Below are 19,030 nucleotides of genomic sequence, written 5' to 3' on the forward strand. Positions count from 1 at the left end.
GGTCCTGAATGAGCCAGTTGCGCGTTGAAGTTCACCCCGGCATAAACACGATACCCCCAGAAGCATGGGATCGCTGTGCCCGGAACGATGCGCCAGATAATAATCCCTTTATTTCCCATGCGTTCCTATCAGCATTGGAAGAAAGCGGTTCTGTCTGTGCCGAAACGGGGTGGCAACCTCAACACCTGACAATTATGGATAATGACGGGGTGATCATTGCCTGTGCGCCGCTCTATCTGAAAAGCCATTCCTATGGCGAATACGTCTTTGACTGGAGCTGGGCCAACGCCTATGAGCGTGCGGGGCGTACCTATTACCCCAAACTACAATCTGCGGTTCCCTTTAGCCCTGTAACGGGTAAACGCCTTCTTGTTGCCCCAACTTCCCCAGAAGCATCACCGGAAGAAACAAAAGAACTTCGCCTCGCCCTGATCAACGCCATGTTGCAAATTTTGCAACAGTACGAGGCTTCGTCCCTGCACCTGACCTTTACCACAGAACAGGAATGGCACGAACTTAAAGCCGCCGGATTGCTCGCCCGCACCGGAATGCAATACCACTGGGAAAATAACGACTATCAAAGCTTTGACGATTTCCTTGCTGCCTTGTCTTCGCGTAAACGCAAAGCAATCAAAAAGGAACGTCGTGACGCACACAGCCACGGTCTGGAGATAAAAACCTTAACAGGTGACGATCTGACCCCGGAAATCTGTGACCAGTTCTATCAACTCTATCTCAGCACAGTCGATAAGAAATACGCGCACGATTATCTCAATCGTGATTTCTTTCAGCTTCTGGGATCAAAACTCGGCAAAAAAGTTATCCTGAGCACCGCGTGGGATCATTCATACGCCAGTCCAGTGATGGTGGCTGGTGCGCTCAATCTGGTGGGCGGCGACACGCTCTATGGCCGGAACTGGGGGTCCCACGGTCATTACCCAAACCTGCATTTCGAGCTGTGTTACTATCAGGCAATCGACTATGCCATCACTCATAAACTCAAGCGAGTTGAAGCCGGGGCGCAGGGAGAGCATAAAATTCAGCGTGGATACCTTCCGACCAAAACTTACAGCCTTCACGGCATATCCGACCCCAATTTCCGCGATGCTATTGCGCGTTTTCTGCAAAGTGAAAATCCCGCTGTTGACCGCGAGATCGACATGCTCCGCGAACTCGGCCCCTTTAAAAAGTAACATCGTCACAAAGTAATATCATTACGCGCCAAACGTCAGGCACCTTACCTGTCGATAATAATTGATTATTCAGCGTGCCATATAACGGTAATGCCCGGTCATCTTATAATCAAACAGCATATCTTCGATTTGCGGCCCGGCACCGATATTATGCACCACCAGTGGCATGCCCTCTGCTGATTTCTGGTCACTGATGATGCCTATGTGTGGCAGTGATCCGCTTTTGTTCAAATTCCATGTCACCAGATCACCCGGTAAATAGTCAGCCGGATTTTTGGACAGGGGCAGCGATTGACCGTGTCGGGTAAAGAAAACCCGCAAGTTTGGCACCCGACGATGGTCAATATTTCGATCCGTTGACTTCAATCCCCATATCTTTGGATAGCTGGCAAAGTTGGCCCGCATGTCTTCGTGCACCAGTTTTTGCAGATCAATCCCCAGCGCCCGGTAACTGCGAATAACAACATCCGTGCACACACCAATGTTGGCGGGCACATCCCCACCGGGATAGGCAATTGAATGGTAACTGCCGTCATAAACAACATTCTGTGTTGTCCGCACCAGAGCAGCCTCGGCAAGCTTTTGCCCCGTTATGCTTTCAGCCCAGACAGGGACAGAAAAAAACAACGCTGCACCAATATGTACTGCCGAAAAGACTCCCCGCTTCATCATCAAATTCCCCTGCAAATTCGCCAGCAAATTGTCCGCGATTAATATCAACAAGAACGAGCATTGCAGTGAGTTTTGCTTAAACTGTGGCAAGTTTGTGCCATCTCTCGTTGGATTGCCTCAATCAGTTCAAAAAATTAGCTTAAACCCCTCCTATCCTCCCCTCATCATTTAATCCGCACTTATTTCACAATCGCATCTCTTTAGGGTGCCCACTCAACACATTTCCTTTAAGGGGGAGGAAAAATGATCGACTTTACGACCGTACTGGTCATTCTGGCCGTCGTCCTGTTTTTAGGCGTTTGTGCCATTGTCGGGCTTGTCTGCCTGCGCTGGCTCTATGGCCGCTATGCACAACAGGCTTCCGGCCTAACAGGAGATCTCAGCGGCAAGATCGCCAATAGTAACCCGCTGATGATCAAGGCTGTTATCATCGGTTTTCTGACATTGATGATGCTTATTCCCACTGCCCTGGTTCACGATCTGATGCAGGAAAGGCACAGCCTCTATCGTTCGGTTCTTCATGAAACGGATCAGGAATGGGGACAGGAACAGACACTGGCTGCACCTATTCTCGTTGTTCCCTACACAACAGAAACCCGGGTGACTGACAGCAATGGGAAAGACAGAATCATCGCGGGTCAGGATAAGCTTGTCGTTCTGCCCGATCAACTCAGGCTCGACAGCGATCTTACCCATGATTTCAGAGAACGATCTATTTATAAAAGCCTGGTTTATACCGCAGATATAAAAGGCTCAGCCAGCTTTAGACTGGACCCTCCGCCGATTAAAAACCTGCAGAAAATCCATTATGATCAGGCCTATATTGCCATTGCCCTGACAGATAACAGCGGCATAGGCTCTTCACCAGCGGTTCGTGTAAACGGCAAAAAGCTGGAACTCATGCCCGGAACGGGCCTGCGCGCACCCTATCTGGTCAGTGGTTTTTCCGCCAAACTTGACCCCACGCAAGACCTTGCCGATTTTTCAGTGCAGTTTGATACGACCCTGCGGGGCAGCCGTAATATCCGTGCTATCCCGCTGGGTATGAATACGGAGATCAACATTTCAGCAGACTGGCCCCACCCAAGCTTTCGACAGTTTCTTCCCAAAAGCCGCGATATTACAAATGACAGCTTTAGCGCCACTTGGGAAGTCAGCCATCTGTCCCGTAACTATCCTCAGGTTTTCCGGGATTCTGACGACATAAATCTGGGTGAAATCATTGCCGAAGCCCAGCTTTTTGAACCCGTCTCTCATTATGGCACGTCTATCCGTGCTGCTAAATACGGGATTATGTTTGTCGCCTTGACCTATCTCATGCTGCTGGTCTTTGAGTTCACCCGCGGGGTCAGATTGCACCTAGTGCAGTATCTCTTGGTGGGGGTATCGCTCTCGGTCTTTTACCTCCTGCTTCTGACCTTGTCCGAACATATCAGCTTTAGCCTGTCTTATACTCTTGCAGCATCTGTAACCGTGTTCTCTATTGCCAGCTATATCACCGCAGCGACCAAAGCGCATAGCAACAATGGTCTGGCCAACGGCCTAGCCATCGGTGTTCTTCTCTCAGCGCTCTATGGTTTCCTTTATTCTATCTTGCAGATGGAAGACTATGCCCTGACCATGGGCAGCGGCTTGCTCTTAACTGTTCTTCTGGTGATGATGTATATGACCCGGAACCTGAATAAGATCTTAACCAATAAAACAGATCCACGCACTAATACTGACCACGAAATCATGAAAACATAACTTTGATTTCAGGAGAGGAAAATTACCCCCTCTCCCTATATAAAAGCGTGGATATATTTCCAAGATCACCAACAAAAAAGGCCCCGCAAATGCAGGGCCTTTTTCATGACAGAGACTTCTAAGCTTTTTGCTTGCGTCTTGATTTTTTCGGTCCGGATTTTTTCTCTTCAGGGAAACTGAAACTGGGTTTGTTATCCTTGATATCAATGCGGACAACGCCACCACGGGTCAGCTTGCCAAACAGAAGTTCTTCGGCCAGCGGCTTTTTGATCTCGTTCTGGATAACACGGGCCAAAGGTCGCGCCCCATAAAGCGGATCATAACCTTCTGTTGCCAGCCACTTCTTGGCTTTTGGTGACAGCTCAAAAGTAACCTGACGGTCAGCAAGCTGGGTTTCCAGCTCCATAATGAACTTGTCGACCACCTTGGCCATAACCACAGGGGAAAGGTTTTTAAAGGGAATAATGGCATCCAGACGGTTTCTGAATTCAGGCGTAAAGATCTTGTTCACAGCCTCTTCATCATCCCCGATGCGCACTTCTCGACCGAAACCAATCGCGGGCTTTGCCATATCCGCTGCACCAGCGTTAGAGGTCATGATCAGGATCACGTTCCGGAAATCAATGGTCTTGCCATTGTTATCGGTCAAACGACCGTTATCCATCACCTGCAACAGGATATTGAAAATATCCGGATGCGCCTTTTCAATTTCATCCAGCAGTAAAATACAATGTGGTGTTTTATCAATCGCATCGGTCAGCAAACCGCCCTGATCAAAGCCCACATAGCCCGGCGGTGCCCCGATCAGACGGGAAACTGCATGACGTTCCATGTACTCGGACATATCAAAACGGGTAAGCTCTACCCCCAGTGAATGGGATAGCTGTTTCGCCACCTCTGTCTTACCGACACCTGTTGGCCCCGTGAAGAGGTAACAACCGATTGGCTTTTCCGGTGTCCGCAAGCCGGCACGAGCCAGCTTGATTGCAGACGCAAGCGATGTAATGACCTGATCCTGTCCGTAAACCATGGTCTTGAGATCGCGCTCAAGATTCTTAAGAACAGACTTGTCATCCTTGGAAACCGATTTCGGCGGGATACGGGCAATCTTGGCAACAACAGCCTCAACGTCTTTCACGCCCAGTGATTTCTTGCGCTTGTCTTCGGGTAGCAGCATCTGTGATGCGCCAACCTCGTCAATCACATCAATGGCTTTGTCCGGTAACTTCCGATCACCAATATAGCGTGCGGAAAGCTCCACCGCTGTACGCAAGGCTTCGTTGGAATACTTCACTGCGTGATGCTCTTCGTAATAAGGTTTCAGCCCACGCAGAATCTTGACCGCATCTTCAATTGACGGCTCTGCCACGTCGATCTTCTGGAAACGACGGACCAAGGCACGATCTTTTTCAAAGTGATTGCGGTATTCTTTGTAGGTTGTGGACCCGATACAGCTCAATTCACCATTTTGTAGTGCAGGCTTCAACAGGTTCGATGCATCCATCGACCCGCCAGAAGTTGCCCCGGCACCAATAACAGTATGGATTTCGTCAATAAAGAGAACGGCGCCGTCCATGGCCTCAATTTCCTTGACCACGCCCTTTAGACGTTCTTCAAAATCACCGCGATAGCGTGTACCCGCCAATAGAGATCCCATGTCGAGGGCAAAGATCTTGGTCTCCTTGAGAACTTCGGGGACTTCGCCCTCAACAATCTTTTTGGCCAACCCTTCTGCAATGGCCGTTTTACCAACGCCCGGATCACCAACATACAATGGATTGTTTTTTGTTCGACGACACAGAACCTGAATTGTGCGCTCCAGTTCCTGCTCACGCCCGACCAGCAGATCGATTTTCCCGTCTTTGGCCTTCTGGTTCAGATCAACACAATAGGCATCAATGGCCTCGCGTCCTTTGGCCGCGGTGCTTTCGCCATCTTCCATAAGGTCGTCCGTCCCGTGAATGGTTCGGGTTTCTTCCAGACCTTCGACCTTTGTAATTCCGTGACTGATATAGTTTACAGCGTCCAATCTGCTCATTTCCTGCTCTTGCAAGAAAAAGACAGCATGGCTTTCACGTTCCGAGAACATGGCAACCAGGACATTGGCACCCGTAACTTCTTCACGACCGGATGATTGCACATGTATTGCAGCTCGTTGCAAAACCCGCTGAAAACCCGCCGTTGGTTTGGCATCACCCAGATGAATAGTCGTCAGATTCGAGAGATCGTTATCGATGTAATCCAGCAGATCTTCGCGAAGTGTTTCAATTTCCACACCGCAAGCTCTAAAGACTGAAATGCCATCCTGATCTTCTGTAAGCGACAGCAACAGATGCTCTAGCGTGGCGTATTCATGCCGACGCTCATTGGCATAGGCCAAGGCTCTGTGCAGTGTCTGTTCCAGATTGTTTGATAGCATTGCCATAAATTAACTTCCCTTCACAACCATCGTGATCAGATCGTTTGAGCTGACTTACCAGCGCCTCGTTGTGTAAACATCATAGGCTTACAAAACAGCGAGGCCCCAATACCCTAATATCAACCCAATCTCTTTGACCATTGTTACAAACTATACCTAGGGAGAGTATGTTCGCTCAACAAGGCGTCGGATAAATAACAATTCCTTTATCGCCCGTAATCATGGCCAAAATAGGTACGTTTTCCCGAAAGTATATATTTTATCAGGGCGTTACCTAAATCGTACAAAATTATTGTAGAGGAAAAAAAAAGAAGAAAGGGTAAAAATATAGAGAGAAATCTGATTTTTTTTAAATTTTAGATAAATGGGGGCGAATTGCCCCCGCATAATAAGACAAAATGGCTTGTTATTCTTTTTCGCCAGTTATTCTTTTTCAATGGTACATTGCAACGGATGCTGATTTTTGCGGGCAAAATCGACAACCTGCGTTGCTTTTGTCTCGGCAACGTCATAGCTGAACACACCACAGACACCGACACCTTTTTGATGTACCTGAAGCATTATACGCGTGGCGTCATCCTGACTTTTGCCAAAAAACTGCGTCAGGACATGAATAACAAATTCCATCGGCGTATAATCATCATTCAGCAACAAAACTTTATACATCGACGGACGTTTGGTTTTCTCGCGTGGTTTTACGAGAATGTCATCTGACGTGCCAAAATCATCATCACGCTCTTTTCCACTCATAGAGAAACTACCTAATCATTCCTGGTCTTCTAAAGATACCTGCCAGACAACATCACTATATCGCCACAAGATATCTACAGCTTTACTTTACATTGATAAACAGGCGTCCGAGTTCATCCAACAATCGGTTCAACTTATCATATAGAGCAGTCAAACCTGATATTGAAGACACAACCCGCTCGCTAACAGCATTATATTATAAGGTGCCCGTAATCTCTCTTCAAGATGTGGCCTCGATGATCAAGGGACTTTTTAGACAAAAAGCCCTGCATAATGCAGGGCTTTCGACGTAACTTGCAGATAAAAGTGTGCGTTTTTTATTTACGCAGCAGCTTTTGTCATTTTCTCAACAGCTTCTGAAACCTGCTTGCGAACTGGCTCAACAGCGTCAGTTGTCAGCTTAGTTGTCAGCGTTGTCAGCTCATTGCTGTTCTTTACCATGGCATCAAAAGATTCACGCGCAAAGTTAGACTGGATATCAGTCACTTCGTTAAAGTCTTTTGCACCAAGAAAAGCTTCGGCAACAGCAAAGTTCTTTTTCATGGCATCCTGTGCCATTCCCATGAACATTGAGTTCAGCTTTTGATAACCTTCAGAAATGCTGTTGCCTGACTTTGCAGCCAGTTCAGCGTTTTCTTTACTCAATTCAGCGGCGCTTTCGCACTGCTTATAAAGAGTATCCATAACTTTTTCTGCCTGAGCTTGAGAAAAAGAAAAAGCTTGCTCATAGCCTTTAGCAGCAGCGTCCATACTTGATTTCATCATATTCTCCACGGTATCAGTTCCGTTAATGACAGTATCTTTAACAGTATTTTTAGCGTTAGCCTGTGTAGCTTTCGCCTTACTTTCAGTCGTATCTGCCAACTTTTTCTTAGTTGTTGTCACCTTAGTCTCCTAGGATCAGTTCGTTTCCACGGCGTCCCGCCTGCATTTACCACTTAGTGGTAACAATTAAGGCTTCCTTCGCTCTTAACTCAGGGCGGAACCTTCATCCTCCCCAACCGACAACTCACTCATGCTGCAATGCAACATACCTATTAACATACACATTTAATTTGAGATTTCAAGGACAATGCTGCAATGCAACAAACACATAACGCTATTGCAACCAAAATGACACACAACAACCCACGCGAAAGTAACGCCAACACATCACATCCCGATAGCTGTATTCGTGTTGCTGCAAGGGCATCAACAGACATAACTATAAGAAATTATTAAGATTATTTAGCTTGTGGCATTGTTATGACATCCCTGTTCGACCCTCGATCATACCCCGAATGGCGTATGACCTTCCCTATCAGTTCTTCATATAATTTCCGGGCTTTACTCATGAAACCCTGAATTTTTGTGTGCGGTTTTTGAGTTAAATGGGAAAATAGAGAGGAAGCAAGATGGGTGCACCACAAGGACTCGAAGGACGATTTTACTTTTTTGAAAGGGATATATACTCCCTTTCCGAAGCCAAAAAATTATGCGATGAACAGGGATATGCGGAAGCAACCTTTACGGCAAGATCCCTGAATTATGGTGAAGGTACTGGCTGGGAGCCAACATCATTCAGTGATTTTCTTGGCAATGATATCGACAGCCTTTCCACCTGGGCCCCCAATCAAAACCTCGATCATTTTATGGTATCCCTGACCGGATACGTTTACCTTGATGCGGGCACATACAATTTTTCAGCCTACACTGATGATGGCTTTGAATTAAAAATTGGCGGACAGGTTATCACTTCCTTTGAAGACCTTCGTGCACCCGGGCGAAGTGAAGGACAAGGCAGCTTTGAAAGCGGTCTCTATGAAATAGAGATCACCTACTTCGATAACCGCGGCGGCAGTTTGTTACAAATAGACGCCCAGAAAGATGGAACAACTGAAAATATCTTTGACGGCAATGCTTTTTACAAAGTCCCCGAACAGTATTTCGGTGATGAAAATCTGGAAGAAAAAACAGATGAACAGGGGCGTTCCTACCTGACAAAAGCGCCGGATACCATACCGGTACTCGCCGCCGATACAGCCACGGTTAATGAAGATGGCAGCGTTATCATTGATGTCCTGTCCAATGATTATGATGCTGATGGTGATCAACTCTATCTTTCCTATGCCTATCAGGCTGAGCATGGCGAAGTTACGACGAATGACGATGGAACAATAACTTACAGACCCGATGCCGATTTCAATGGTCAGGACACCTTTCTCTACAAAGTTGTTGATGAAGACGGTAACTTTGTCCGCCAAAGCGTCACAGTAAATGTTAACCCGATAAATGATGCACCTGAGCTTTCGGCAGAAATCTCCGTGGATGAACTCGCAGAAGGTCAGAATCTTGAAATTAATCTGGCAAGCTACTTCAGTGACAGAGATAACGATCAACTAAGCTTTACAGTAACTGGTGCTTCCTTTGCAAATATCGAAGGAAATATCCTTCGCCTAGCTCCCGTTACGGGACACGAAGGTGATTACACAATCACCATTCAAGCACGTGACCCAAGTGGCGAGATAGCAGAAACCAACGTAAGTTTTCATGTAACGCCACAAACGGCCGAAGACACAGTTCCGGTACTAATTCCTGACCACGCAGAAGTCATAGAAGATACCTCTGTTATCATTGATCCACTGGCTAACGACAATGATGCCGACGGCGATACGCTCTCTCTCATACAAGTTTTTCCTGCAGAGAACGGGACCGTTTCTATCAACCCGGATGGAACGGTTACCTATACACCAGACGATAACTTTAACGGTGTTGATACCTTTCGCTATCAAGTACAGGACGAAGATGGCAACATTCTCGAACAGGATGTTTCCCTGACTGTTACGCCTGTCAATGACGCACCAGTACTTACAGACACTATCCATGTTCCAAACCTTGAAGCTGGCAACGATATTCTCATTGATCTTTCGTCCAGTTTCACAGACCCGGATGGCGATATCCTGACCTTTAACGTTGAAGGCGCTGATTTTGCCTCCATAGAAGGCTCGAACTTGCGTCTTTCCCCCGCACAGGGACAGGAAGGGCAGCATGACATCGTTATCACGGCAACAGACAATAGCGGTGCACATATCACAACCTCTGTCGAATTTGATGTTACAGAAGATCCTGTCGATCCTGACCCGGATCCCGATCTTGCTGAAGGACTGCAACACCCCTCTGTCGCCATGAACCTGTCTGCTGTTCGGGATTGGGGGTCAAACCTCCCCTTCCTGGATTTAATGAAACAAGCAAGAGAGTGGGTTGTCACCGAAGAAGGCAGCTGGTGGGGCGGCATAGATATGCAGGAAGTACGGGATGCCGGTCTGGAAGACACCCATGGCTGGATAACCGAAATGCCTGATGGAGCCTGGCGCCTGACGTCAATTGTCATGGATGTAAAGGCATCAGAACACAATCCGGAAGTTACAGCAGGTGAATACACTCTACGCTACGAAGGGGAAGGAGAAATCAATCTTCAGGGACATGGTTTAACTGTTCTATCCCGGCAGGACGGGGAAATCACCTTTGAACTTTCCGGCGATCAGCATTCAATTACCGTCCACGTTGATGGGACAGATCCCAATCAAACCGGTGATTACATCAAAAACATTTCGGTCGTAAAAAGTGACTATCTGGAGCTGTACGAAACTGGAGAAATTTTCAATCCGCAATGGCTGGATCTGGTTGAAGACTTCCGCGTCCTCCGCTTTATGGAATGGATGAATACCAACGGGTCTGTAGTCAAAGAGCTGTCAGACCAACCTCAAGTTGATGACCTTGCCTGGAACCGCGATGCCGGTGTACCACTGGAAGTGATGGTTGAACTCGCCAACCAGACCGGGACAGACCCATGGTTCACAATCCCGTTCCATGCTACAGATGAATACATCCGGGAATTTGCAGCCTATGTAAAAGAAAATCTGGACCCCTCGTTGAAAGCCTATGTGGAATATTCCAATGAAGTATGGAACTACGGCTACGGTTTTTCTCAAACCGAAGATGCCAACGTTCTTGGCCGTGAACTCTTTGGAACAACATTCGGTGATCATCCCCACCGGGAATATTATGGATACAGATCTGCACAGGTTCAGGATATTTTCCGCGATGCTTTTGGCGATACAGCAGATGAACAGTTGATCAGCGTTCTTGCCACACAAACCCGTAATGACGACTGGCCTCTGTACACAGCTGTACGCGGTGCAGAAGTTTACGCTGAATCTGTTGGTAAATCTGTATCAGAACTGTTCGATGAAGTTTCGACAACCTGGTATTTTGGTGGAGGCTTCGGGTCACCCGCAGCTCACGGCGGTTTCGCCGAACAGGTCATAGACTGGATATCAACATTCGGTGAAGCACGTGCCAAAGACATGATCTTTGAACAGCTTTCAGGGACAGCACAGCACGTAGATATGACCGGGCAACCCGACTGGGCCTCCCCCCCGACAATAGAAACCGCTTTGGATTATATTCGTGTACAGGCTGAATTTGCCCAGCAATATGGCTGGACCGTGAATTCCTATGAAGGCGGATCACACATGGTCGGCACAACATTGGATGTTATGGATGCTCTATCAGAGTTTTTCCAAGAATTACATGTGGACCCAAGAATGGGGGATCTCTATGCCCAAGTTTACGAAGGGTGGCTAGATATTGAAGGCACAACCCTTTTTAACCAGTTCCAGGAAGTCGGCGTGCACAGTAATTGGGGAAGTTTCTCTGCGTTACAGGACCTTCTTGATAATTCCCCACGCTGGGATGCCTTGAAAGAGTTTAACGAAGAAGCTCCGGATTGGGCGCAAAGAGCAGAAGGAACCTTTGATCATGGTGTCCGTATCTTTGGTACAGAAGCGGCCGAGACATTGACAGGCACAGTCGAAGAAGACTTCTTAATCGCAGGCGATGGTAACGATATTCTGTTGGGCGGTGCTGGGAATGACGGTTTACACGGCGGAGATGGCGACGACATCCTGATCAGCGGCGATGGTTCAGATACTGTTCTCGGCGGCAGCGGTGCTGACCGCTTTACCTTCAATGCTTTGGATCAAGGTCAGGATGTAATCAGAGATTTTAATCTTGCCGAAGGCGATATCCTCGATATCTCTGACCTGCTTACCTTGGACAACGATGACAACATTATCCTTGAAAACTATATCAGGTTGGACGAAGTCGAGGGCGATACAGTGTTGATGATCAACAGCACGGGAAATCAAGGCACAGAATATCAGACTGTCGCCCGGTTAGAAGGTATCACAGAATTGGGCAGTATTGATGATCTGGTGCAAAATGAAGTTATTCTGATAACCGACTAATACATTGGCACAAGTCACCTGATTTAAGGCTAAAACAGCAACAGGCGGGTTAGTACCCCGCCTGTTGCTGTTTATATTAAACTAAAAACCAGTCACAAGACCATTGTCATCAACTTCAAGATCGAAGTGCTTTAACTTTTCAGCTTTGGATTGATGCATCCGTGCGGCATTTTTCGTACCGACGTCACGAACGGGATTAGGTTCTATGCCTGTTTCATCATGTTTTAGCAAAAAAGGCATGAAGGCCAAGTGTTCAAAACCTTCGGGTGTTCTTTTCCAGCCGTTGTAAACAAAAGCACCATCATAACAGAGCGCAGACACCCAATAGAAGTCATCGGACCGTAGTCGATTCCCTTTAGTATGGGGATCTCCTGCTTTTGATTTTTTCAAAAGCATTTCCAGTTCCTGGACTTCTGCGGTAGAGAGCATTTTGGTAGCTTTCTCCCAGCCAAACTGTGCCAAAGGATCAGAAACCGAGATCTTGGATCCTCTAAGTCCATGACCTTCCTGAACTCTCGAGATCATCTCGGCCGCGCCTCCCGGCTTACCTTTTATTTCGTAACTGCGAATCTGTTCATCATAAACAGCATTATACACCAACCGATATTCGGTAATCCCCGGCGCACAACGGGCACGAATATCATCCCCGCCAACGTAACTGAACCAAGTTGCTTTTTGAGTGTAAGGCTTGTCGATATTCCCTTGATAAGCACAGCCCACAGCAAGAAACAGTGGCGAAAATACCTGTGGGACGAATTTAGCTAGACGCATTTTATCCTCAATATGTAAAATTAACCAATTTTCCGCCATTTTTGCCTTTTATTAACATTGGCATTGTATCTTTACACATTCTCAAGATAAATATGTCATCCTAATGGCAACTAGACAGAAGAATCTATTTTATGTAGAATCCTTCTGTTTTAAATGGTTAGTAGACGTATTTAAGTTATAACATTCGATAGATCATCTAAGATTTATCTACAAGCCCATTTAAAAGGGGGGAATTAATGAACCTAGGACTGAAGCTCATTTCCACTATGCTTCTGACCCTGTTCGTGCTTATGGCACCGGCACAGGCCAAGTATGCATCCCTTGTGATTGATGCACATACTGGCGAAGTTCTTTATAGTAGAAACGCAGACACGCGTAACTATCCCGCCTCCTTGACCAAGATGATGACGCTTTACATGGCATTTGATGCCTTGGAAAAGGGTAAATTGACCATGAAGCAAAAGTTGCCTGTATCAAAACGGGCCGCTGGAATGGCTCCGTCAAAACTTGGTTTGCGATACAAAAGCACGATTTCGACCAAAGACGTGATCATGGCTTTGGTCACAAAATCCGCCAATGATGCGGCTGTTGTTATGGCCGAAGCCATCGGTGGCAAAGAAACGACCTTTGCCAGAATGATGACAAAGAAAGCACATTCTCTTGGCATGACGCGTACCACATTCCGCAATGCTTCGGGTCTGCCAAACCGTGGCCAGTTAAGTACCGCCCGCGATATGGCAAAACTGGCCATTGCCTTGAAACGTGACTTTCCGCAGTATTATCACCTGTTCTCAACCCAAAGCTATAAGTACAAAAACAGGTCCTATCGAAACCACAACAAGTTACTGGCCAGCTATCAGGGCACAGACGGTATCAAAACGGGGTACACACGTGCCTCTGGCTTTAACCTTGTGGCATCAGTTGTCCGCAATGACCGCCGACTGATTGGCGTTGTTTTTGGGGGCAAGACCGGGCGTTCTCGCGACCGCCATATGAAAGAAATTCTGGATAAAAGTTTCAAACGTGTCGGCATTACACAGGTTGCAAAACTACCCGTTGCACCAAAACGTAACCCACGTCGTGAAAGCGTTTTTGTATCTGCAACACCACAACCCAAAGCCCGTCCAATTCTAACTGCTTCGGCCAACGTGGCGCTTCCCGGTCAGATTGCTCCCAATCAGGTTGCGGCTGTTCAACCAGCTAACAGTGTGGCCCAGGAAAATCCGGACTGGGGTATTCAAGTTGGTGCATTCAGAAACTATGAGCCTGCAAAAATGGCAGCAGATCAAGCCTTGGCCCAGATCAAATCAACCCCAACAAGCACACAAGTACATATTCAACAGGTGGATAAGGCAGAAGGCTCACTCTACAGAGCACGCCTGAAAGGACTTGATGAAGTCGCCGCGCGTAATGCCTGTCGTGAACTTAAACAACAACGCATGTCATGTGTCGCTGTTCCACCCGGGTTATTCTAAGCGACCTTAAATTTTTCTTGTCTTGTCACCCATCGTCACCCCTCGTGACTAAGACAAATCCAAATGACAAAAAAGCTGGCACAATTCATTTTGTGTCAGCTTTTTTTTGGGGTCAGCTTTTTTTTGGGCCGGCTTTTTTCGGAGGGTATCAATGCAATTTACTGCAACGGTTGAGCCTTTTAAATGCAGGCGACAACTTCTTTATAAAGCAGGTCGAATAGCCTTAGTTCGGTAAAACAACATCACTTTTCGATAGCTGTTCCGCAAGCTGAGCCTGTAGCCGCCCCAATCCCTCTTCGGTGGATGCTTCACAGCGCGCAACCAAAACAGCCTGGGTATTCGACGCACGTAACAACCACCATCCATCAGCGGTATTCACCCGAACCCCGTCAACAGAAACCACATCTGCGTTATCTTCAGCCAATCGCGCAGCAACTTCATCCACAACGGCAAACTTACGGGTATCGTCACATTCGAACCGCATTTCAGGGGTATTAACCGCTTTGGGGAGAGATTTTCTGAATTCCGCCAGCGACAGACCTTCGGTTTCCAGGATATTTAAAACTCGTACAGCTGCATACAGTGCATCGTCATAGCCATAATAGCGATCAGCAAAGAAAAGATGTGCCGACATTTCACCAGCAAAAGGTGCCTTAAGCTCAATCATCTTTGATTTAATATGGGAATGACCTGTTTTCCACATAACAGGCTTACCACCTGCTTTTTCAATCTCGTCAAAAAGAACCTGACTTGCTTTGACATCGGCGATTATAGTTGCCCCCGGAAGGTCTTTCAAAACACCTTTGGCAAGGAAAAGCATAATCTGGTCCCCCCAAAGAATTTCACCTTCGGAATCAACCAAGCCAATGCGATCGCCATCGCCATCAAAAGCAATACCCAGATCAGCATTATTTGCAGAAATCCCCCGTTGCAAATCAACAAGGTTTTCCGGAACCGTTGGATCGGGATGGTGATTTGGAAACGTGCCATCAATTTCTGCAAACAACAGCTCATGTTGTCCTGGCAGCTGTGATGTCAGTGCCGTCATCGCTTCACCAGCGGCACCATTGCCCGCATCCCAAACAACTTTCAGATTGCTGTGTTGAAATTGAACTTCTCCAAGAAGTCGGCCAATGTAGGCATCAAAGATAGGGTGTTCGATATAATCCCCATCCCCTTCTTCAAAATTCCCCGATTTTGCGACGCGGTCTATTTCTTTGATTTGCTCGCCAAAAAAGGCCTGTTTATTCTGGACCAACTTAAACCCGTTATGATTCCCCGGATTATGAGAACCCGTAATCATAATGCCACCATCAACTGGCAGTGTATAGGCCGCGAAATACAGCATAGGTGTCGGCCCCCGCCCCACACCATAGACCGTCACCCCAGATGCTCTCAAGCCCTGTGTCAGCGCATCCGCCAACCCCGGCGAAGACGTTCTGCCATCATATCCGACAGCAACTTTGTCACCACCAGCTCTACGGATAATTGTTCCAAAAGCCCGGCCAATTGCCGTTGCATCATCAGCAGAAAGGGTTTCACCGATGATACCTCTGATATCATATTCACGGATGATAGTCGGATCAAAATTATACAAGGCGATCTCGTCAGGTTAAGAGTTTTAAAACGTTTGATTTATTCAACAGAAAATGCAGAAAGGGGGCGACCAATACAAAGATAGTCAAAACCCGCTTCTTTCATTTCATCCGGGTTATATATATTTCTCAGATCAATCATAACCGGTGATGACAACAGTCCTTTAACCCGTTCCAGATCAAGCCGACGGAATTCATTCCATTCTGTTACAATAACCAGAGCATCCGCATCCTTCATGATTTCATAGGCGTTTTCACCATAATCAACATCAGATAACAGTTCCGCCGCTTCGGCCATGCCTTCGGGATCATAAGCACTGATCTGCGCCCCGTTCGCCTGCAGATGTGGAATAATATCCAGGCTGGGCGAATCTCTCATGTCATCAGTATTCGGCTTGAATGTGAGCCCCAGAATAGCAATTTTTTTACCGTCAACAGAACCGCCACACTGGGCAATAATCTTTTCAGCCATTTGACGCTTGCGCGCACTGTTATAGGAAATAACATCTTCTACCAAACTGACGGGTGCCCCATATTCCCGCGCGGTATAGGCAAGAGCCTGTGTATCTTTTGGAAAGCAAGACCCGCCATACCCCGGACCAGCATGCAGAAACTTGCGCCCGATCCGACCATCAAGACCAATACCTTTGGCAACCTGATGCACATCAGCACCGACCTTTTCACACAGATCAGCCATCTGATTGATAAAGGAAATTTTTGTCGCAAGGAAAGCATTGCCCGCATATTTGATTAGCTCGGATGTTTCCAGTTTGGTAAAGAGAATAGGCGTTTCAATCAGATACAACGGACGATAAAGCTCCGACATAACCTCTTGCGCCCGTTTCGTTTCAGCACCGATCACAACCCTATCGGGACGCATAAAATCATTGATAGCGGCCCCTTCACGCAAAAACTCAGGGTTCGAAACCACATCAAAATCCGCATCCGGTCGTGCTTCGCGAATAATGCGCTCAACAGCACGCCCCGTTCCAACAGGCACCGTGGATTTTGTTATAATAACCTTGTAACCATCAATAACTTCGGCAATTTCTTTTGCAGCCTGATAAACATAGGACAGATCAGCCTGTCCATCATTTTCCCCTGGGGGCGTACCGACGGCAATAAAAATAGCATCGGCATCTTTGGCAGCAGCGGCAAGATCAGTCGAAAAGGTCAAACGTCCCGCTTCGGCATTGTTTTTGACAAGCGTCTCAAGGCCCGGTTCAAAAATTGGAATCACACCATTTTCCAGGCCTTCGATTTTGCTTTCATCTTTATCGACACAAACAACATCTGTTCCAAATTCGGAAAAACAGGTTCCAGATACCAAGCCGACATAACCGGTACCAATCATTGCAATACGCATTACTTACTCCTTAGAATGCCCGAAACAAGGCACCTGTCATCATCTTTATTTTGTGTATTTTTTTAGAATGTCACGCATACGGCCGCCAAGATCTTTGCGTTCCAGGGCAAAAGCAATGGTTGCTTCCAGAAACCCGGCCTTGCTGCCGCAATCAAATCTGGTCCCATCAAATCGTAAACCGTGAAAATCAACATTCTCCAACGTGGCCGCCAGGGCGTCCGTAAGCTGGATTTCACCACCAGCCCCGCGCTCTTTTTTATCCAGTTCCCTAAAGACAGACGGGTCTAATACATAACGCCCGATAATAGAAAGGGTAGAAGGCGCATCTTCAGGTGCTGGTTTTTCAATAAGGCTTTTCGCCTTGGCCAGAGGACCCTTTTCCGACACAACATCCAGAATACCATAACGATTGGTCTGTTCTCTGGGTACATCCATAACGGCAACCAAGTGTCCGCCTGTATCCTGATAGTTATCAATCATCTGTTTCAGACACGGGGTGCCAGCCTGGATCAAGTCATCGGCAAGCAAGACAGCAAATGGTTCGTCCCCGATGGCATTTCGAGCGCACCAGACCGCATGCCCTAACCCCAAAGGCTCTTGTTGGCGCATATAGGTTACACTGCCAGCTTCGAGAAGTAGGCTGGTCAGATCTTTAAGTTCTTTTTCTTTACCACGACTTTCCAGAACGGATTCCAGTTCATATTCGCGATCAAAGTGATTTTCGATGGCTGTTTTTCCACGCCCTGTCACGAAAATAAATTCTTCAATTCCGGCAGCTTTAGCCTCTTCGACCGCATATTGGATCAACGGCTTGTCAACAACGGGCAACATTTCTTTTGGCATTGCTTTTGTTGCCGGTAGAAATCGGGTTCCCAGTCCCCCGACAGGGAAAATCGCTTTTCGAACGGGTCGGCGCATAGAAGCCGCACTCCTTAAATAAATTTAGAATTAGTTATGTCTTTGCCATAGTAAAGATGGAAACTCAACCAGAGCCCTTCAAAAGAATTTCTTTGGCCTGATTGACCTGCGTTGCAAGATAAGTGCTCCCACCATGATCTGGATGTAACTTCTGCATCAATTTCCTGTGTGCCTGCCGAATTTCATCCGGTGAGGGATTCCCCTCTAACCCCAGAATTTCCAGAGCTTTCTTTCGATCCATATGGCCCATATGATTTTTTGCCTCGTTATCTTTTGAGCCATAATCCGCATCATCACGCTGCTGCGCACTTTCGTCTTCATTACCCGCCCACTTCTCACCAAATCGTCTTGACGCATATGCTGACAACAACTCTGCAGACTTGATTTCCTCGGCACTATAATGCCGATACAGGTCTTCAAGCTGATCAAGGTTCAATTCAGACAACCAGCATCCTTTGTGGTCACCAGCCAGAATCAATCCGTCCATTTCACCACTGTCATGATCCAGCTTCATTTTCAGAAACGTTGTCACCACTTCAGAGCTTTGCCCCGCAGTACCACCCCTCGCCGCCTTTAAACGCGAAAACAGTGCCCGCGTACGCAAAAGCATCGGAAGAAGTAAAGGTATCGCCGCGAGCACCATGAATATTCGCCCAGTGAAAAGCAAAAATAGGGCGATAAAGAGACCAATTATGGCAAGGATAATTTTAATGGTTTTCAGAACTGTTGCCGGGTTGGCCCGACTGTACCAGCGGGCCAAAAACATTGTTCCGACAAATAACCCTATGCCAAGAATAAAATAGGCAATCACGTTTAAAAGCTCCGCTGATCTCTATT

At 47.1% G+C, this 19,030-nt stretch carries 13 protein-coding genes; 4 read left to right on the forward strand and 9 right to left on the reverse strand.

Annotation, left to right across the window (positions count from 1 at the left end; translation table 11 throughout):
• Nucleotides 1-8: 8 nt before the first annotated feature.
• Nucleotides 9-1,193 carry a GNAT family N-acetyltransferase gene (locus tag WH95_RS03345; protein WP_046502848.1) on the forward strand — a complete coding sequence of 395 codons (1,185 nt, stop codon included), beginning with the start codon at nt 9-11 and terminating at the stop codon, nt 1,191-1,193.
• 69 nt (nt 1,194-1,262) lie between these two features.
• Here WH95_RS03345 and WH95_RS03350 read toward each other — a convergent pair whose 3' ends face one another.
• Entirely contained in the window at nt 1,263-1,865 is a 603-nt protein-coding gene (locus tag WH95_RS03350; RefSeq protein WP_113771975.1) for a DUF1287 domain-containing protein, read from the reverse strand.
• A gap of 243 nt (nt 1,866-2,108) precedes the next feature.
• Here WH95_RS03350 and creD point away from each other — a divergent pair, with 243 nt between their 5' ends.
• A complete protein-coding gene (gene creD, locus WH95_RS03355) occupies nt 2,109-3,611 on the forward strand; it encodes a cell envelope integrity protein CreD (RefSeq protein WP_046502851.1) in 1,503 nt (500 codons plus the stop codon).
• A gap of 118 nt (nt 3,612-3,729) precedes the next feature.
• Here the strand turns inward: creD and clpA are convergent, their stop codons facing one another.
• The 3 genes from clpA to WH95_RS03370 all read right to left on the reverse strand — a co-directional run bounded on the left by clpA (nt 3,730) and on the right by WH95_RS03370 (nt 7,665).
• Nucleotides 3,730-6,030: an ATP-dependent Clp protease ATP-binding subunit ClpA gene (gene clpA, locus WH95_RS03360; RefSeq protein WP_046503354.1), complete on the reverse strand. Its 2,301-nt coding sequence runs from the start codon at nt 6,028-6,030 to the stop codon at nt 3,730-3,732.
• 423 nt (nt 6,031-6,453) lie between these two features.
• Entirely contained in the window at nt 6,454-6,780 is a 327-nt protein-coding gene (gene clpS / locus WH95_RS03365) for an ATP-dependent Clp protease adapter ClpS (protein WP_046502853.1), read from the reverse strand.
• Nucleotides 6,781-7,101: 321 nt separating this feature from the next.
• Entirely contained in the window at nt 7,102-7,665 is a 564-nt protein-coding gene (locus WH95_RS03370; protein WP_046502855.1) for a phasin family protein, read from the reverse strand.
• 509 nt (nt 7,666-8,174) lie between these two features.
• On the opposite strand from WH95_RS03370, the gene WH95_RS03375 reads away from it, so the two are divergent.
• Complete coding sequence (locus WH95_RS03375) at nt 8,175-12,068, forward strand: Ig-like domain-containing protein (protein WP_046502858.1); 3,894 nt, start codon at nt 8,175-8,177, stop codon at nt 12,066-12,068.
• An 81-nt stretch (nt 12,069-12,149) separates the two neighbouring features.
• Here the strand turns inward: WH95_RS03375 and WH95_RS03380 are convergent, their stop codons facing one another.
• Complete coding sequence (locus WH95_RS03380; protein WP_157845875.1) at nt 12,150-12,839, reverse strand: hypothetical protein; 690 nt, start codon at nt 12,837-12,839, stop codon at nt 12,150-12,152.
• Between the two features lie 236 nt (nt 12,840-13,075).
• Here WH95_RS03380 and WH95_RS03385 point away from each other — a divergent pair, with 236 nt between their 5' ends.
• Nucleotides 13,076-14,314 carry a D-alanyl-D-alanine carboxypeptidase gene (locus WH95_RS03385; RefSeq protein WP_046502861.1) on the forward strand — a complete coding sequence of 413 codons (1,239 nt, stop codon included), beginning with the start codon at nt 13,076-13,078 and terminating at the stop codon, nt 14,312-14,314.
• 223 nt (nt 14,315-14,537) lie between these two features.
• On the opposite strand, the gene pgmG is transcribed toward WH95_RS03385, so the two are convergent.
• The 4 genes from pgmG to WH95_RS03405 all read right to left on the reverse strand — a co-directional run bounded on the left by pgmG (nt 14,538) and on the right by WH95_RS03405 (nt 19,004).
• A complete protein-coding gene (gene pgmG, locus WH95_RS03390; protein WP_218044438.1) occupies nt 14,538-15,917 on the reverse strand; it encodes a phosphoglucomutase/phosphomannomutase PgmG in 1,380 nt (459 codons plus the stop codon).
• Between the two features lie 32 nt (nt 15,918-15,949).
• Nucleotides 15,950-17,275: a UDP-glucose dehydrogenase family protein gene (locus tag WH95_RS03395; RefSeq protein ID WP_046502865.1), complete on the reverse strand. Its 1,326-nt coding sequence runs from the start codon at nt 17,273-17,275 to the stop codon at nt 15,950-15,952.
• Nucleotides 17,276-17,320: 45 nt separating this feature from the next.
• Nucleotides 17,321-18,193, reverse strand: coding sequence for a UTP--glucose-1-phosphate uridylyltransferase GalU (gene galU / locus WH95_RS03400; RefSeq protein ID WP_046502868.1), 873 nt, complete (start codon nt 18,191-18,193; stop codon nt 17,321-17,323).
• 64 nt (nt 18,194-18,257) lie between these two features.
• Nucleotides 18,258-19,004 (reverse strand): DnaJ domain-containing protein, encoded by a 747-nt coding sequence (locus WH95_RS03405; RefSeq protein WP_052741755.1) that lies wholly within the window; start codon nt 19,002-19,004, stop codon nt 18,258-18,260.
• Nucleotides 19,005-19,030: the final 26 nt, after the last annotated feature.

It is taken from the genome of Kiloniella litopenaei (assembly GCF_000982415.1).
GTDB classification, from domain to species: domain Bacteria; phylum Pseudomonadota; class Alphaproteobacteria; order Kiloniellales; family Kiloniellaceae; genus Kiloniella; species Kiloniella litopenaei.